The 17,948-nt window shown below is 71.6% G+C and carries 10 protein-coding genes and 1 pseudogene; 6 read left to right on the top strand and 5 right to left on the bottom strand.

What is annotated here, in order from left to right:
- Positions 1-2 precede the first annotated feature (2 nt).
- Positions 3-533: a hypothetical protein gene (locus ACF1FZ_RS30970; RefSeq protein ID WP_391776699.1), complete on the bottom strand. Its 531-nt coding sequence runs from the start codon at positions 531-533 to the stop codon at positions 3-5.
- A 1,665-nt stretch (positions 534-2,198) separates the two neighbouring features.
- On the opposite strand from ACF1FZ_RS30970, the gene ACF1FZ_RS30965 reads away from it, so the two are divergent.
- Genes ACF1FZ_RS30965 through ACF1FZ_RS30950 form a run of 4 tightly spaced genes read left to right on the top strand, consistent with a single transcriptional unit; the run spans position 2,199 to position 10,400 of the window.
- Positions 2,199-3,809, top strand: a complete 1,611-nt coding sequence (locus ACF1FZ_RS30965; protein ID WP_391776698.1) for a TIGR02677 family protein — start codon at positions 2,199-2,201, stop codon at positions 3,807-3,809.
- Positions 3,806-5,038, top strand: coding sequence for a TIGR02678 family protein (locus ACF1FZ_RS30960; RefSeq protein ID WP_391776697.1), 1,233 nt, complete (start codon positions 3,806-3,808; stop codon positions 5,036-5,038). Before ACF1FZ_RS30965 ends, ACF1FZ_RS30960 begins: the two co-directional genes overlap by 4 nt.
- Complete coding sequence (locus tag ACF1FZ_RS30955; protein ID WP_391776696.1) at positions 5,035-9,150, top strand: TIGR02680 family protein; 4,116 nt, start codon at positions 5,035-5,037, stop codon at positions 9,148-9,150. The genes ACF1FZ_RS30960 and ACF1FZ_RS30955 overlap by 4 nt, the downstream gene beginning before the upstream one ends.
- Complete coding sequence (locus ACF1FZ_RS30950; protein ID WP_391776695.1) at positions 9,141-10,400, top strand: TIGR02679 family protein; 1,260 nt, start codon at positions 9,141-9,143, stop codon at positions 10,398-10,400. The genes ACF1FZ_RS30955 and ACF1FZ_RS30950 overlap by 10 nt, the downstream gene beginning before the upstream one ends.
- A gap of 553 nt (positions 10,401-10,953) precedes the next feature.
- On the opposite strand, the gene ACF1FZ_RS30945 is transcribed toward ACF1FZ_RS30950, so the two are convergent.
- A complete protein-coding gene (locus ACF1FZ_RS30945) occupies positions 10,954-12,297 on the bottom strand; it encodes an endonuclease domain-containing protein (RefSeq protein WP_391776694.1) in 1,344 nt (447 codons plus the stop codon).
- A gap of 491 nt (positions 12,298-12,788) precedes the next feature.
- Between ACF1FZ_RS30945 and tap the strand changes: the two genes are divergently transcribed.
- Together tap and tpg are read left to right on the top strand one after the other, a co-directional pair.
- The gene (tap, locus tag ACF1FZ_RS30940) at positions 12,789-15,047 is read left to right on the top strand and encodes a telomere-associated protein Tap (RefSeq protein ID WP_391776693.1); all 2,259 of its coding nucleotides are present in this window, start codon (positions 12,789-12,791) and stop codon (positions 15,045-15,047) included.
- Between the two features lie 12 nt (positions 15,048-15,059).
- Positions 15,060-15,617, top strand: a complete 558-nt coding sequence (gene tpg / locus ACF1FZ_RS30935) for a telomere-protecting terminal protein Tpg (protein WP_391776692.1) — start codon at positions 15,060-15,062, stop codon at positions 15,615-15,617.
- A 164-nt stretch (positions 15,618-15,781) separates the two neighbouring features.
- Here tpg and ACF1FZ_RS30930 read toward each other — a convergent pair whose 3' ends face one another.
- The 3 genes and pseudogenes from ACF1FZ_RS30930 to ACF1FZ_RS30920 all read right to left on the bottom strand — a co-directional run bounded on the left by ACF1FZ_RS30930 (position 15,782) and on the right by ACF1FZ_RS30920 (position 17,926).
- A complete protein-coding gene (locus ACF1FZ_RS30930; RefSeq protein ID WP_391776691.1) occupies positions 15,782-16,225 on the bottom strand; it encodes a hypothetical protein in 444 nt (147 codons plus the stop codon).
- 370 nt (positions 16,226-16,595) lie between these two features.
- Positions 16,596-17,085, bottom strand: a pseudogene (locus tag ACF1FZ_RS30925) (transcriptional regulator); the annotation flags it as partial.
- Between the two features lie 205 nt (positions 17,086-17,290).
- Entirely contained in the window at positions 17,291-17,926 is a 636-nt protein-coding gene (locus ACF1FZ_RS30920; protein WP_391776690.1) for a TetR/AcrR family transcriptional regulator, read from the bottom strand.
- Positions 17,927-17,948 lie beyond the last annotated feature (22 nt).

The raw sequence follows: 17,948 nt of genomic DNA, 5'->3' as shown, positions 1-17,948 counted from the left end.
GCTCACGGCCACATCTCCAGCAAGGCGTTCAGCGCCAGCTTCCACATCGGGTCGGCCCCCGTCCCGAAGGCGGCGGCGAGCGCGTACCCCACGGCGGCGTCGTGGGGCTCCGCGTGCTCGCCGCTGTTCGGCTCCTCCCACTCGGCGCTGACCGACCCGTCCCCGGTCGACGTGAAGACGCCAAGCAGACGGCCGTCGCGCAGCAGACGGCTGGTGCCCAGAGAGTCCGGCACCAGCAGATACCCGTGTGCCCGCGCCGAGGATTCGACCTCCACCCGGTAGGAACGCCGGGTCAGGAAGCCCTTCGCAGGGCGCAGGGCCTCGTCCGCGCCGTCCACGCTCAGGGTAAGCCGCCCCTGTTCGCGCGTACCGATCGGCACATGGCTTTCCGGCGGGGTACCGGCGCTCCGCCGGATCTCGGTGCGCGGCAGCCCGTCACCGCTCACCGTCACCGTCCCGCCCTCATGGTCGAGCGCGATGTGGACCACTCCGAAGAGCCGATCGGCGGCGGGCTCGTACGTGAACGCCTCCATCGGCACGCCCTCCTCTCCTCGTTGCCCGTGTTAATCATCGTCCGCCAGTCTCCGCGAGGGCGGCGAGGACGGAATCCTTTTCGGCCACGGAGTCGGATGTGCCGGGGAGAGCGTCGGGCGACCTGATCCAGGGAATGCCCGCGTCAAGTATCCAAAACGGGCACCGCGACTCAGCCGGTATACCGAGCTGCTTCCAAGTTCACCGCGCTCTCCCCGGTCATCCACACACGGTGCCCAGCGGTCACCGCGTTCCACTGCTCGACAAGAGGGCCCCACACTGAACAGGCCGACGTTCGCCGCGTGGAGCGCCGCTGATCGCTCCCCACGAGGGGCCACATGCGAGTACGTCGTGGCAGAGGGTGAAACGGTCCTTTGTGACGCTCGTCTGACGCTCTCGACGTCAGCAAGCAGGCTGGTGAGCCGAGAAGGTAGCTCTGACCTGCCGTTCTTCGGAATCCGGCCTATCCGACATCTTTTCGATGACTTCGCACGTTGAGTGCGTGGCGATTTTGGAGCCTGCGGCAAAGGGCGTCTGACCTGCGGTTTTGTGGTCCGGGTGGGTTGCTCGACCTGTTTCCCTCCGTGCGGCGGGTCGAGGGGACGGATCGCCCCTCGTGCCCTCCTGACCTGCGAGTTCATCAGGCAGGCGCTTGCGTCGGCGACGCCTTCAAGGTCTCGATCGGAGACTCTTGACGCTCATATGACGCTCGAACAGGAAGTCTTGACCGCCCGGAACTCTCCGGCTGGGGGCCCAGACCGAAAACCACGCTCGCCTGCCTCGACCTCTGGTGCACGGCCTTCATCTCGAGCCGTACGTCGAGATCGCCGCAGATCCGGGAGACCTCGCTCTTCGGTATGCCGGTGTCCGAGCCGAGCGCCTTGACCAGGTCGTCGACGTTGCGGGCAGAGTCCCGTTGCGGTAGTCGGTCCGAGTGGAAGCGCGATCGTTCCACGCCGTACCGATCCGCACGGTGACCTCGGCCTCGACCACTACCTGCAACAGCCGCTCGGCGACCCTCCTGGCGAGTTCAAGACCGCCCGCCGGGTGTAGTGACTCGCGCAGGCGAAGCAGGCCATGCCGGGGAGAGACCACCGTGCATCCCCTTGGGCCGACTGCCGGTTCCCCAAACAGTCGCACGGCGGCTGACCGCGTGGCCAGGGAGCGCACCCAGAACAGCCGATGCACACGACGACACGAGCAGGCGGACATCTCCGCCAGGATCTGCTGCACTTCTCCAGAGCACACCAGCGGTGCAGTGGGACGCCCGCACCGGAAGACGCTTGACCCCTGCCGATGGTCCGGTCCGCAGGATCCCTTCGGCTGTGTGAGTGCGCGGACCCGGGATCACCTTGGGAGCTGGGTCAAAGGCACCGACCCGTCCTCACCTCGACGGTCTGCCGAAGGCTGTGCGATGGCCGCGCGCGTACGGTCGGATGGTCGCGCGCCTGCAGCCAAGGGTATCGGCGGTATCCGACAGCAGGTCCCGTTCGGGGCAGGTCACCCTTGCCCCGAACGGATACAGCCCGCGGGCGGTCGGGAGACGCCCCTTCTCCGGCTTCGTCCTGACATCCTGAACCGGTCAGAACGGGGTGAATCGGCCGGTGAATCGGCCTGATATTTCGGTCTCTTTCCGAGGTTGCCGCGCCTCAGGGACAATGGCGGCGATGAATGTCACCGCCCCCAGTGCTTCCGCCGGCCCCCTTCCCGAGCCGTCGGGCTTCGGCCCCTTCGCTCATCTCACGGTGCCGAACACCCCGCTCTACCGCCACGTGATGCGGGCGTTCCTGACGGCCAAGGAGCGGTTCGCGGTCCACCTGCGGCCCGAGGACGTGCACACCGCGCTGCCGGCGGATGTCCGTCCCGCCGAGCCGGACGCCGTCGCCGGCGCACTCGACAGGCTCGTCGGCTGGGGCAATCTGCGGGCGGATCCCGATACCGCCCGGGTGACCGCGGTCGAGGACTTCTACCGGAAACGGTTCATCTACCAGCTCACGAGGGAGGGGGAGGCCGCCGAGGAGGCGCTGTCCGCCTATGACGAGGCGCTCGGGCGGCGCGGTGCCCTCCAGGCCGTGGCCCTGCACGACATCGTCACCCAGCTTCGCGCCCTTCTCGTCCTGGCTGCCGAGGAGCAGCCGGATCCGGCCAAAGCGCATCTGGCGCTCGACGCGCTGGCCAGCCGGTTCGCCGCGCTCGCCGACAACGCCCGGGCTTTCATGGGATCGCTCCAGCAGACCATCGACCTGCACGATGTCGAAGAGGCGGTCTTCCTCGCGTACAAGGACCGGCTCATCCAGTACCTGGAGCGGTTCATCCAGGACCTGATCACGCTGGGCGGACGGATCGCGCGGCTGATCCTGGAGCTGGAAGAGGACGGGAGGGTGGAGCCCCTGCTTCGCGCAGCCGCCGGACGGGAAGCCGTCGACGCCTCGCCGAAGGATGCCGCGAACGCGGAGCGGGAGATGTACGAGCGGTGGGCCGCCCGCTGGTCGGGGCTCGGCGCGTGGTTCATCAGCAGGGACGGGCGCGAATCGCAGGCCAGGCTCCTGCGCGGCCGGGCACTCGGCGCGATTCCCCAGCTCCTCGCCGTCGTACGAGCGCTGAACGAGCGCCGGGCCGGCCGCTCCGACCGGTCGGCCGACTTCCGTACGCTGGCGCGCTGGTTTGCCGAGGCGCCCGACGACGACGCCCGGCACCGGCTGTGGCGGGCCGCTTTCGGCCTCTATCCGGCCCGGCACCTCACCGTCGACGCCGACACCCTCGCCGTCCGGGCGGCGAGGCCCGTCCCGGCCGCCACTCCGTGGGCCGAGGCCGAGCCGTTGCGTATCAGCCCGCAGCTGCGCCGCACCGGCAGCTACGAGCGGCGCGGCAAGCCCCGCAAGGTCGAGGACCGGGAGGAGCTGCGGCGCTCGCTCGCCGAGACCGCTGCCAAGCAGGCCGCCGAGACGGCCGCCGCCCGCGCCCGGCTCGTCACCGAAGGCGTCACGCGCCTGTCCGGCCTCGGCGAACTCGACCCGGACTCCTTCGGGCTGTTCCTCCAGTTGCTCGGGGACGCCCTGGCCACCTGGCGGCCCGGTATGCGGCACACCACCGCCACCAGCAACGACGGCTCCATGGAGATCAGACTCACCGCACTCGCCGACGGTACGACCGCCGAGGTCCGTACCCCCGGCGGAGTCTTCAGCGGCCCGGACCACCTCATCGAAATCCTCGACCTGACGGACGGAGACGGCCTGGTGGGCGGAGACCCTCCGACGGACGGAGAACCTCGACGATGACCACACCACTCGCCGAAGTCCTGGACGGCCAGCACGCCGCCGAGCTGCGCAAGGCCGCCCGCGCCCTGCTCAAGCAGCCACTTCTGCTCGCGCGCGGCCGGTACGCAGACGAGTTCCGCCTCGCCCGCCGGCACGCGTCGGAGCTACGGGAGTGGTTCGACCGCAACACCGGCTGGGCGCTCCAGGCGGACACGGAAGCCGCGCGGCTGCGCAAGAGTCCCGGTGTCCTGACCGACCCCACCCACCCCGCACGGGACACGACCCACGGTGCTGCCCCCTTCACCCGACGCCGCTACGTCCTGCTCTGCCTCGCACTCGCCGCCCTCGAACGCGGCGAGGCCCAGATCGCCCTTGGGCGCCTCGCCGACCAGATCGTCCTCGACGCCGCCGATCCCCGACTCGCCGCGACGGGGATCGAGTGCGCCCTGGAACGCCGAGACGAGCGCCTCGATCTCGCCGCCGTCGTACGACTGCTGCTCGGCCTCGGCGTGCTGAGGCGGGTCGCGGGCGAGGAAGAGGCATACGTCAGCGGGGCGGGCGACGTCCTGTACGACGTCGAACGCCGGGTCCTCGCCGGGCTTCTGGCGTCCCGCCGCGGGCCCTCCACCGTCCACGCCGAAGCCTTCGACGACCGGCTCGCCGACCTCGTGGCCGAAACGGCCATGGACAGCGACGAGCTGCGCTTCCGCGCGATGCGCCGCTCGCTCACCCGCAGGCTCCTCGACGATCCGGTGCTCTACTACGACGACCTGAGCGACGCCGAACTCGGCTACCTCACCCGGCAGCGCGGCTTCCTCACCGCCCGGATCACCGAGCTGACCGGACTGGTCGCCGAGGTGCGGGCAGAGGGGATCGCCATGGTCGACCCCGAAGACGACCTCACTGACCTCCGCATGCCCGAACAGGGCACCTACGGCCATGTCACCCTGCTGCTCGCCGAGCACCTGGCCGCCGCCGACGGCCCCGTCGATCTCGACGAGCTTGCCCTCCGAGTCCGTGAACTCGCCTCCCAGCACGGCGGATTCTGGTCGAAGTCGGCCCGGGAGCCAGGTATGGAGACCGAGCTCGTCGAACAGGCCGTCGCCCGGCTGGCCGCGCTCGGCCTGGTCTCCCGTACTCCCTACGCGGTCGTGGTGCGACCCGCCCTCGCCCGGTATTCGGTCGGCGAGACCGTCATCCGCGAACCCGGTTCCGCCCCCGTGCCTCCGCAGCGAAAGGCCACCTCGTGACCCGCCTCCCCACCCCGCGGCGTTCCCGCTGGCAACCCCTGCGCATCGGGCTCGTCGACCTGTTCCACTACGACGTGGAGGAGTTCCGCTTCCGGGACGGGCGCCTGCTGCTGCGCGGCAACAACGGCACCGGTAAGTCCAAGGTGCTCGCCCTGACCCTGCCGTTCCTGCTCGACGGCGACCTCAGTCCGCGTCGTGTCGAACCCGACGGCGACCCTGGCAAGCGGATGGAGTGGAACCTGCTCCTCGGTGGCGAGCACCCGCACACCGAACGACTCGGCTACACCTGGATCGAATTCGGCAGGCTCGACGACGCGACCGGCGAGCAGCACTTCCGCACGCTGCTGTGCGGGCTCAAGGCCGTCAGCGGGCGGGGCATCGCCCGACACTGGTACGCCGTCACCCGCCAGCGCGTCGACCACGGCTCCACCGAACGAACGGAGGAGAGCTTCCGGCTCCTCGACGCCACCGGCACGGCCCTGTCCAGGGACCGTCTTGCCGAGACCGTCGCCGGGCACGGCATGGTGTACGACCAGGCCAAGGCGTACCGCAGGGCCGTCGACGAAGCGCTCTTCGGCCTCGGAGAGCAGCGCTACGCGGCCCTGGTCGACCTGCTCATCCAGCTGCGCCAGCCCCAGCTTTCCAAGCGGCCCAACGAAGCCGCTCTCTCCCGCGCCCTCACCGAGGCGCTGCCGCCCGTGGACCAGGCCGTCGTCGCCGACGTGGCCGAGGCGTTCCGCTCCCTGGACGAGGAGAAGGACGAGCTGGCCGCCGCGTCCGCCGCCGAGCGAGCCGCCTCCGCCTTCCTGGAGCACTACCGGCGGTACGCCCGGATCGCCACCCGGCGCCGCGCCCGGCTCCCTCGCACCGAGCACTCCCGCTACGAGCGCGTGCAGCGAGATCTGGCCGAGGACCAGGAGCGCCGAACCCGGGCAGAGGAGAAGCGAGCGGCGGCCGAAGAGGAGATCAGCTCCCTGGCCGAGACCGGTGAACGTCTGCGGGCCCAGGAGGCAGCGCTGCGCGAGGCGCCCGAGATGCGCGACGCCCGAGAGCTGGAGCACGCCGCCCAGGCCGTGACGCGAACCGGGCAGGCGGCGAACCGGGCGTGGGAGGACCAGCAGCAGGCGGACGCCCTATACACCAAGGCCCTCGGGCGGCTCGGCACCGCCGACAACCGGCTGCGTGCGGCGCGGGGCCGCGCTGAAGAGACCTGTGCCCACGTGCGGGAGCAGGCAGCCGCCGCGCACGTCACCCTGCCGGCGGACGACCTGCTGCCCGAGCCCGAATCGCGGCGGGCCGTCGGGGAAGCCACGGACCGCGCCCGGCGGGCGCTCGGCCACATCGAGGGCCGCCTCGAAGTGTCCGAGCAGGCCGCCGCCGAGCACCGCCGGGCGTCGGGCCGTCTCGACGAGGCGGAGACCGACCTCGCGCTGGCTGCCGAGACGCACGGCGAGGCGGAGGAGAACGCGGCGCGGGCGGGCCGGGCCCTCCTGGACGACGTACGCGAACGCGCCCGCGCCTGGAAGGAGCTGTCGTACGCCGACGCGACGGGCCTCCTGGACGAACTCCAGGAGTGGACCCGTCACCTCGACGGCCCCTACCCGGCGAGGGTCTCCGCCACCCGGGCGCACACTGCCCGCTCGGTGGACCTCGCCGACCAGGCGGCCGAAGCCGCCCGCGCGACCACGGAGCTGGCAGAGCGCACCGCCGAGGCCCGTCGCGAGCTCACCGCACTGGAAGCCGGCGCCGGACGCGAACCCCGGCCCCCGGCGACGCGCACCCCCGGCCTGCGCGAAACGCTGCCGGGCGCGCCGCTCTGGCGCCTGGTCGACTTCCGTGACGAACTGCCCGAAGCCGGCCGTGCCGGGCTCGAAGCGGCGCTCGAAGCCTCCGGCCTCCTCGACGCCTGGGTGCTGCCCGACGGCTCCGCCCTCGCCGTGGACGGACACGATGTCCTTCTCTCCCCGTCGAACGGACCGGTGAGCGGCCCCTCACTGGCAGACGTTCTGGGCCCCGCCGTGGACTACGGCGATGGGCGGGCCGCTGTCCTGGACGAGACGACGGTGACCCGACTGCTGGCCGCCATCGGCCTCGACGGCGGGGGAGGAGCCACGACATGGGCTGCACCCGACGGGCGCTTTCGGGTCGGTGCGCTCACCGGTACGTGGGCCAAGCCCGCCGCCACGTACATCGGCGAGGGCGCACGTGAAGCAGCGCGCCGGGCCCGGGTCGCGGCGCTCGGCATTGAACTCGCCTCTCTGCGCGAGGAGTCGGAGAATCTCGCAGCTCGGTCCGCGGCGATCGCGGCACGCCGGCGCACGCTCGACGCCGAGCTCGCAGACGTCCCCGACGAGTCGCCGCTCACCAGGGCACACGCGCTCGTCAGCGCCGCCGCCGAGACCGTGCGCAAGGCCCGTGCCCGGTACGAAGGGCGTGCCACCGAGGTCGTCGGGGCGGCTGAACTTGCCGAGCGGGCTGCCGCCGAGCTCACCGAGGCTGCCGCTGATCTGGGGCTGCCCGCCGAACGGGCCGAACTCACCGCCGTGCGTCACGCCCTCGGCTCCCTCGCCACCGCGCTGGCGGCTCTGTGGCCCGCGCTGCGCGAACAAGGGGAGGCCGCACGGCAGGTGGACGTCGAGCGTGCCGAGGCGGCCGAGGCGGAGCAGCGGGTCGTCGACCTCGCCCAGCGGGCGGAAGAGGCGACGCGCGAGGCGGCGGCGGCCGATGAGCGGCACCGGACTCTGCGTTCCACCGTCGGCGCCGCCGTCGCCGAACTCCAACGGCGCCTCGCCGAGACCATCGAGGCACAGCGGATCTGTGAGACCGACCGGAAGAACGCCGGGCAGCGTCACGCTCAGGCGGACCGGGAGGCGAGCCGGGCCGAGGGGCGGATCGAGCAGCTGGAGAAGGACCTCGCCGAAGTCGTTGACGCACGTGCGGAGGCCATTGCCGCGCTCCAGCGCTTCACGGCCACCGGCCTGGTCGCGGTCGCGCTGCCCGAGGTCACCGTCCCCGCCTCGGACGACGGCCACTGGGCCGCGACCCCGGCCATCGCGTTCGCCCGGGCCATCGACTCCGGCCTGTCGTCCGTCGACGACACGGACGCGGCCTGGGAACGCGTCCAGCGCCGACTCAGCGAGGAACTCAAGGCCCTTCAGGACACCCTGTCCCGGCACGGACACAGCGCGTCCGCCCGCATGGTCGAGGACGGCATGGTCGTCGACATCGTCTACCAGGGCCGTGAGCGCGCCGTGCCCGAACTCGCCGAAGCACTCGCCACGGAGGTTGGCGAGCTCACCCGCATCCTGTCCGCGCACGAACGCGAGATCCTCGAAACCCACCTGATCACCGAGGTCGCCGGCACCCTCCAGGAACTCATCGGTGCCGCCGAACGACAGGTGCGGGACATGAACACCGAACTGGAGGATCGCCCCACCTCCACCGGGATGAGACTCCGGCTGGTGTGGCGGGCCTCGCGCAAGGCCCCGTCCGGACTGGCCCAAGCTCGCGAGAGGCTGCGCCAGTCCGCGGACGCCTGGACGTCGGAGGATCGCGCGGCGGTGGGCGAGTTCCTCCAGGCCCAGATCGCCCGCCAGCAGTCCGACGACGGCCCGGGCAGCTGGCTCGAGCACCTCACTGCCGCGCTCGACTACCGCTCCTGGCACGAATTCGGCGTCGAACGCCACCAACACGGGCGCTGGGTACCCGCCACCGGCCCCGCCTCCGGCGGTGAACGCGTCCTCGCCGTGTCCGTACCGCTGTTCGCCGCCGCCTCCTCCCACTACGCCAGCGCGGGCAGCCCGCACGCGCCCCGCCTGGTCACCCTGGACGAGGCGTTCGCCGGCGTGGACGACGACTCCCGAGCCAAGTGCCTCGGCCTCCTGAGCGCCTTTGACCTCGATGTGGTCATGACCAGCGAACGGGAGTGGGCCTGCTATCCGCAGGTGCCCGGCATCGCCATCGCTCAACTGTCCCGGATCGACGAGGTGGCGGCGGTCCTCGTCACCCGGTGGGAATGGGACGGCACGCGACGGCAGCGCCGCGAGGACCCCGTACGTGACGCCCTCCAGGACGCGCCCGGCGTTGAGGAGCCCGAGTCGCTGTGGGGCTGACCCACGGGCCTGAGCCCGGCACCGAAGCAGTCGACAGCCCGCGGCTGGCCAGGCTGCTCGGCACGCCGGACCTCTCCTGGCTCGTCGAACGAGCACGCCGACGACTGGTGGCCGGGCAGCCCATGACTGGTTTCGTGTCCCTGGCCGATCCCACTCCGGCCCAGCGAGCAGCGGCCGAACGACTTCTCGCCCGGGCCCCCGGTGGCGGCAGGTCTCTGACCGTACGGCTGGAAGCGGTCGACGCTGTACTGCGCCGTTCGGGCGCTAGCCCGAACGGCCTCGCCGCCGCGGTCGCGGCGCTCACCGGGCCTGTCACATCGCTCGTCCAAGCCCGCCAAGAGGAGGAGGAAGCCTGGGGGAGGGCGCACACGCCGCTCGACGAGCTCGTCGCTACGGTCCCCGCGCTTGCGGAGTGGGCGGCCCGGATACGCGCCGACGGCCTGGCGCGGCGTCTGGGGCGCACACCAGACGTCACGTTCGGCCTGCTCACCGGTGTGTGTACCGCCCTGTACGCACTCCCCGCCGTCCCGGTCGTCTCGCTACCCGCCTTCGCTGCCCGGGTCCTCGGCTGGGCTCACGCCCTTGACGACGGCACACCGCTGGCCACCCTCACTCTGTCCGGGGCCCGTGCGCTGACCGGTTTCCACGATGGTCAGGGCGCCGAATGGCGACGTGAGGCCTGGGCCTCGGTGGGGCTGTTGCGGGACGAGCTGTCCTCGACCGTCCTGACCCTGAACCTGCGCGGCACGCCGGCCCTGGACCGCCTGGCCGAAGACGGCGAACCTTGTGTGCTCACCCTTCGCCAGCTCACCCGCAGCCCTCCGGCCGTCGCCGATCCCGTGGTGCGGATCTGCGAGAACCCGACCGTCCTCGCGGCGGCGGCCGACATGCTCGGCCCTGCCTGCCCGCCCCTGGTCTGCCTCCAAGGCCAGCCTTCCGCCGCCGCCCTCACACTGCTCCGGGGGTTGCACGACCACGGAGCGACCCTGTACTACCACGGGGACTTCGACTGGGGAGGGCTCCGGATCGCCGGCGTCCTTCGCCGCCGCGTCCCCTGGCTGCCCTGGCGCTACACGGCCGCGGATTACCGCGCCGCCGTGCTCCGCTGTGCCCAACCTCCGTTGTCACCGCTCGTCAGCACCCCGACGGAGACCCCCTGGGAGCCCGCACTCGCTACGGCCGTCGCCGAACTCGGTGTTCGTGTCGAGGAGGAGAGGGAGCTGGAGCTGCTGTTGTCCGATCTCACGTGAGGATCGTGACCGTACGGCTGGGCAGGGGCAGTTGAGAGTGAACCGTTCCGGGTTCGGCGGAGACATCAGCAGGGGCGGTGATGGGGTTCTCCCGGTGCAGCGCGAAGTCGTTGGCGTCCGAGACCGACGAGTTCCTCCGCCCGGGTGTGGGGTGTTGTCGGCCGGCGGGCCTGGCCCATGATGTTGGTCGGAAAGATGGTGCGGGGCATGACAGGTGAGCTGGCCTCCGGAGCCGGTGGGGGTGGACCCGATGGGTGACATGACTTCGGCGGCCTGTTCACCGGCTGTCGGCCATGACGCTCGTTTGACGCTCCAGGCCGCCACACGCAGGACGGCGAGCTGAGAAATGGTCTCTGACCTGGGCTTTTCCATCACGTGCTCAGGCCGACATCTTTCCGAGGACCCGCCACGTGAAGTGCGTCGCCCTCCTCGATCCCGCCAAGATAAGTCGCTGACCTGCGGCGCTGCGCATTTCGCCGGGACGTGCGGGGTGACCGTGCCGGGGCCGGCAGCTGCGAGGTGACGATGGGGTGCCGGGCCTGCCGACGCCCGCTCAGAACAGTGCCAGGCCCTCGCCGCTGGTGTCCACGACGACTGGCCGTGACTGGGCAGGGAGGCCGTCCAGGCGGTCAGGGCCGGCGGTGGCGGCCACGGCGGGGGCCGTCTCGGCCAGCCAGGTACGAAACCGCTCGGCGGCTTCGCGGTAGGGCACTCGCGCCAGGACGCGGTGCTCGCCGGAGGGGCAGAAGTCGACGGCGACAGTGAACAGGCAGGAACGGGGCGCGTTCTGACTGCCCGTCCACGACACACGCAGGACACCGCAGGGCTTGCGCCCGCCGGGGGCGCGGTGGGTCGGGCGCAGCGGTCGGCAGGCTGTGTGGGCGGTCCATGCGGCGAGGTGCGGCAGGGGCAGAGTGGTGCGTGCACGGCAACCGGGGCAGCGGTGCCAGTGGTGGAGCCAGGCGTCGGCGTGGGTGTGGAAGAGACGTGTGTAGCGGTTCGCCACGCGGATGTCGTTGCTGTACAGGTGGTCGGGGCGTTCCTGTGTGTTGCAGGACTGGCAGACGGGGGCGCGGACGTAGCCGTGTTCGTGGCAGTGGTCGAGCACGGTGGCGGGCGCGGTGCGGCAGACGGCGCACGCCCACCCCGCCACCCTGCGGGAGGTGCCGGGCTTCCTGCTGAGCACCGAGTACAGCTGGCCTTCCAGCTCTTTGCCGTACGGGCGCAGTGAGGCGGTGGGGCCCCCGGGGCTCGTCATCCGCCGGCCGTCGGTGTCCCGGACCTGCCGGGGACGGGAGGGCGGCTCGGTGCCGGCAGTGCCTGCCCGGTGGTCCCGTGCGGCTTGCACCCACTGTGTTTCGGCGTGCTCGGCCGCGTCCAGCAGCCTGACCACAGTGCGCGGCAGCCACCATGTGCGCTGCGTCCCGTCGCGGGTCCGTTCCACGAGTATCCGGCGCCAGTCGATCCCCGCCAGGTGGTGCGGCCGGCCGACTTCACGTCGTGCTGCCCGTCCGGGGCCGCTCGGCTCCTGCAGTTCCTCCGCGATGCGCCGACGCCAGCGCAGCGGCGTTTCCTCGCTGGACCGCTGCTTCGGCGCCCCACGGAACGGTCCGATGCGGACCAGGTCCTGCCGATCCGCCCCGACCGCGTTCAGTTCCGCGGCCGCCCGGCGCACCTCGACCTGCGAGACCCCCCACTGACCGCCGCCCGACCTCACCGTCGCCACCACGTGGCCGCCGAGCAGGACGTACCCCGCCCGGGCACGGGCAGGAGAGCAGGTGAACGCCCCGGAAGCCGTCGGCACAGCACTGCCGGCCGTCAAACCGACCCACAGAGCATCCGCGGCACCCAGGGTGATCAGGCCGTCCGTGCGACCGGGCATGACACGCTCCGACATACCCACAGGCTAACGGCGCCGACGCGACAACGGGCCTCCCAGCGCCCCGGTCAGCCGGGCCGCTGCCCGAAGCCCGCAGGCCGGCAGGGGGCAGGGGGCAGGGGGCAGGGGGAGCATGAGTGCGGTCGGGTCCAGCGCGGACAACGCCCTCGCCGGGACCTCCGAGACGGCGAGGCGGCCTTCGAGCGCGACGCCCCGCGAGGACGAAAGAGCCGGCCAGGCGAGCGCGGGACCCGACTCGACGCCTTGCTGGTTCCACCGCCACCACACCCGACGCCGGCACTCCCGTCTCGGACAACGCTCACCGATCGCCTTCGGGAACGCTCCCCACTTCACACCGACTACGCTCACACCGGCCGCATGACCCATGGTCAGGATTCGGGGGCAAGGCCCCATCCCACGCATCCGTACGCATATCGTACGCCATTCGTACGCCAGGTGGGCGCATATTGTACGTTTCGTGGAGTAAGGTGTGGGACAGGAGGTGCTCCATGTCCGAGTTGTTCGACGCGGTCGACGCACTGCTCGCGTCCCGCGCCACGCTCCCGCCCCCGGCGGAGCGCAAGCGGCTGCGTGCCGCGCACGGCCTGACGATCGATGAGGTGGCCGGTGCGCTGCAGGTGCGGCGGGCCACGGTGTCCGGCTGGGAGTCCGGCAAGACCGAGCCCCGCCCCCCGGAGCGCGACGCCTACGCCCGGCTGCTGGACAAGCTCGCGGAGCTCTACCCCGCCCCGGTCGGCGCGGCCACGCCCGTCCAGGACGCCGCGGCGACGGCCACGTTCAACGCCGCACCCGATCCGGCGGAAGCGCAGCCCCTGTCCACGGGTTCGGCGCCCGGGGCCGCGGACAGGACTGCAGCCGGGGAGAACACCCGGACCCCCGCCGCTGCTCCCGTCGCCGCTGCTCCGGCGGCCGCGCCGCGTCCGGCGCGCACCGCCAGGCCGGCGTCGTCGACGTCGCGCCGCGCGGGTCTGAAGAAGGCGGCCCCGGCCGGACCTCCGGCGGGCGAGAGCGACCCGCGGTTCGAGAACGGACCGCTGGCCGTCGTCGACGTCGAGGACGGGAAGATGCTGGCGTACTGCGTCGGCGGCCTGGTCCTGGACGCGCCCGCCAAGTCCCTGTCGGCCCTGGTGGACTGGACGCTCCAGGAGGCGAAGCTCGGTCAGCCGAAGCTGTCCGGCCCGGGACGGCCGGCCGACCCGCTGCTCGTGCTCACCGAGGCCGCCCTGGAGCGCTACGGCCTGCCCGTCGCGCTGACGGAGGAGGAGAAGCACGCCGGGCGGATCCCGGAGGGCCACAAGGTCATCAAGCAGCTGACCCGTGCCGACTGGAAGCTCACCAAGCGCGGTTTCGGGCCGTGGGCGCGGATCTACCGCCCCGTCAAGGGCTCGGACCGCCAGTGCGTCCAGCTGTGCGTCCCGTCGTGGAACGCGCTGGACACCCGGCACTGGGGCCACGCCGGACAGCTTCCGCCGGCGGAGCTCGCCCGGGTCCTGGGCGTGTACGCGTCGAGAGTGATGACGCCGCGCGGCTCCACCGCCGTCACCGGCCTGGAACTGATGACCGCGCTGCACCCGCCGACCCACGCCGTGCGGGACGAGGAGACCGGCGTCCTGCGGCAGGCCGGGACCAAGACACCCGGGTCGCTGGGCAAGGACCCGGTGGACTGCGCGCCGTGCGAGGCCCCCGACGGGCACCCGCTCCTCAAGGACCTGGCGCGCTTCCACGTGCGCGGCCCGGCGGAGAAGCTGTTCGAGGAGGCGTACGACTGGGCACGTCCGATGACCGATGCCGAGTGCACCCTGCGCCACCTGGTCGGCATCGACGTCAACATGGCCTTCGCCGCCGGCGCGAACGGGCTGAACCTCGGCCTCGGCGAGCCGACACACGTCAAGGCCCCCACGTTCGACCCGAAGCTACCCGGTTCATGGCTGGTCGACCTGAGCCACGTCGACCTGTCGAAGGTGAAGGCCGGCAAGGACAAGTGGGCGGAGCTGGACGGCAGCCTGCTGCCCTCCCCGTTCACGCCGAAGGGCGACCGTCCGACGGGCCCGGCCTGGTACGCGACGCCGACCGTGGCGTACGCGGTGGAGCTCGGCTACGACGTCGCGCCGACCGAGGCGTGGGTCCGGTACGACAACGGCCGCTACCTGGACGGCTGGTACAACCGGCTCCGTGACGCCTTCCTCGCCACGATGGCCGACCTCGGCGTCGACGCCGACCTGTCGCCCGCCGACTTCCTCACGGCGATGGACGGCTACAAGGAGCGCGACCCGGAGCTGGCGGTCGTCGTCTCGGCGGTCAAGGCGACGGTCAAGGGCGGCCTGGGCAAGCTGCGCGAGCGCCCGCGCGGGGAGGGCTGGCGGCCGGGCGAGCCGTGGCGCGCCCTGTCCCGCCCGACGTGGCGGCCCGACATCCGGGCGGCGGTCATCGCCCGCACCCGCATCAACCTCCACCGCAAGATCGTCAAGCACGCCGCGTTCACCGGGCAGTACCCGATCGCGATCCTGTCCGACTGCGTCGTCTACGCCGCCGACGGGCCCTCGCCGCTGGACTTCCTGCCCTACCGGGAGGGCAAGCCGCTGCCCGGCGGCTTCAAGCTCGGCATCAACCCGGGCCTGGTCAAGCACGAGGGCACCCAGTCCGTCCTGTGGGGCGAGGAGGTCCGCGAGCGGTTCAGCGCCCCGGAGCTCAACCTCGCCCGGTACATCAAGGACGGCACCGTCACCGACGTCGACAACGGAGAGTAGGAGAAGGCCACGATGAGCCTGATCGGGGACGGCCTGGAGAAGGCGGTGCAGAAGGCGTTCACCCGCCCGGCACCGAAGAACGCGGGACCGCAGATGCGGTACCTGGTCAGACAGCTGGGCGGCACCAAGCCGGTCGCCCGGCTGCTGCGCATCTCCCAGCGCACCGTGGAGCGGTACGTGAAGGACCAGATCAAGAAGCCCCGCCCGGGCCTCGCCGCGCGCCTGGATCGCGAGGTGAAGAAGCGCTGGCAGCCACAGATCCGGGCGAAGGCCAAGGCGAAGGCGGCGAGCACGGACGGCATCGTCATCGACACCCGGGCCCGCCTCGGCTACACCGCGCCGATCGGGTCGACGGACCAGGACCGCATCCGGCACCTGACCATCGCCCTCCCCCCGGTCTACGCCGCCCGCCTCTTCGACGCCCAGGAGCAGGGTGCCGGCGACGCCCGCCTCCAGGACATCACCGCCGAAGCGCTCAAGGAGGTCTACTTCCAGGACGGCGGCCGCCGCGCCGGCTCCCTGGAGGAGGTCCGGTTCACGGACATCGAACACCTCGAGTTCGACCTGTAGCAGCCGTAGCCCGGACAGCACACGAGCCCGGACTGAGGTGACTGAGCGGGGTGGTTGGCGCTTGAACACGCCGGTCGGCGGCTGAGCTGAGCCGAAGCGCGGTGGTGGTCACCAAGGCAGGCGTGTTGTCACGAGGGGCGACGAAGGGAGCGTGCGCGGGTGCTTCACCGCAGGGAAAGGCGTCGGCGCACTGCCACGAGGGTGCCTGTGACGAAGGCCAGGAACAGGACCGCGAGACCGGTGAAGATGACGGGATTCACCCAGCCCGGGGCCAGCTCGGTTCCGGCACCGTCCGACGTGACGCACTGAGCGCTGACCGGCAGCGTCCACCGCGTCACCACATGATCGCCCGATACGCCCTTCGACGCGCACATCTGGTCCGGGTCCAGGATGTAGAACCCCGACATCACACCCCACGAGTACGCGCCGTACGCCGCCGCGCCGGCCAGGACCGCTACCAGAGCGCAGGTGGCGACGCCGGGCAGGTGCCCGGCCAGGACCGGCTGCCGCCTACAGACCCGCCGGACGAGCGAGACGGCAGCGCCCAGGCCGATGCAGGGCGCCAGGAACGGCCCGAAGGTCAGGGCAATGAACAGAAGGTCGTCCATGCCTGCCCAGACGGCACCCAGGCAGGGCCGGTTCCACCGATCCGCCTGAGCGTTCCGTGTGGCGACCGCACCCCACCGGACTGTTCAGGCCACACGACGGCGGCCGCCCGGGCCGGCGACCAGCAGAGCGTCGGAACCGGCGACAACCACCCTGCTCCACGTGCCGCCGGAGACAGGTAACGCGCCGACTTCGTGGCAACCGCTGTGCTTCATGTGATCGATGCTGCAGGCCGGTGGACGCTCTTCCTGACGACATCTGTCGTGCTTCGGCACACGAGCGCGGTGGTTGGCGCGCAGGATGGCGTCCGGATCACCCTGATCAGGCCTCTCCGTGTGCGCTCGAGGTGGCGGATTGCCACTGTCCGGCGCGGATGATGAGGGTGAGGCCGGGTTCGGCGGCCATTTCCAGTGCCTCGTAGGCGAAGGAGAGGTCGCCGAGGGCCCGGTGGTGGAAGTGCTTGGTGCCGGTGCCGTGGTGGCGGACGTCGTGGGCCTCCAGCGGGTGCGGAAGTCGTCTCTGCGGGTGGACAGCTCGCCGGCGAGGCCGTCCAGGCCCTTGTCGTGGGGATTGCGGCCGGCTCCGGTGCGCAGGACGGCCACGGCGATGTCGGCGGCCAGGTCCCAGTCGGGGCAGAAACGGCGCGAGGCGGGGTCGAGGAACTGGTAGCGGGCCAGGTCGGCCTGGTTGCCGGCCGTGGCGCAGACGTCGTCGTAGAAGGCGCGGGCGAGCTGGTCGGTGGCGAGCAGGTCCATGCGGCCGTTGCGGACGAAGGCCGGGCCGGCGGTGACGGCTCCAGGACCCGTCGCGGGCTCCGGTGCGCGGTCCAGGCCCGGGTGGTGCGGCGGCGGGGCCGGGTGGGGGTCCGTACGGAGGACCGGCTTCTGTCTGTCGTCAAACCCTGTCGGCGATCACCATCGGATCTGATGGGAATCGCGCCGCCGCGAACCCCCGGATTGCACGGGTTCATCGGACGCGTCGCCCGCCATCGTCTGCCGACAGGCATCGCGGGTGAGGGCGTCGCGGTCTTCGGCACGGCGCGCCGGTGCCGGAGTTCTGGCTTCGGGTCAGGCCGGCGGGCCGGGGGCGTATCTGGCGAGCATCGTCTGGACGGCCTCTTCGACGGCGTTGTGGATGTCGGAGGTTGCGGGATTCCAGCCGGTCAGCAGCATGCGGGGCCACAGGACGTAGTTAGCGATCATGCCGAGGAACTGGTTCGCGGCGCTCTCGGCGTCGGGCACATCAGCGTTGCCCGCCTCATGCTCGGATTCCAGGTAGTGCTGGACGGAGGCGAAGTAGGGCAGTTTGCCGAGCTGGAACTGCATCCGTCCCAGCTCGGGGAAACGAGGCAGTTCGGCGATGACGATCCGGAACAGGCCTGTCATGCGGGGCTGGCCGATCAGGTCGGCGTAGCGGTGGCCGATGGCTGTCAGCCCGGAGCGCAGGTCTCCCGCCTGTGGCCGCGCGGCGGTATCGCCGACGTCGCGCTGCCAGGACTCGGTGACGATGGCCTCGAAGAGGGCCGCCTTGGTGGGGAACTGCTTGAACAGGGTGGACTTCGAGACCCCGGCCGCTTCGGCGATCCGTGCGAGGGAGGTGCCGTCGTAGCCACGGTCCAAGAACAGTTCTGTGGCCGCGGAGGTGATCGCCTCGCGCTTCTGCCGGGCGAGCCTGCGGTGATGCGCGGTGAGTTCTGCTGCCATGCGGAGATTATGCCGCACCCCC

The organism is Streptomyces sp. NPDC014623 (assembly GCF_043088245.1).
GTDB lineage: Bacteria > Actinomycetota > Actinomycetes > Streptomycetales > Streptomycetaceae > Streptomyces.
This window is presented reverse-complemented; position numbering and strand designations above follow the sequence as displayed.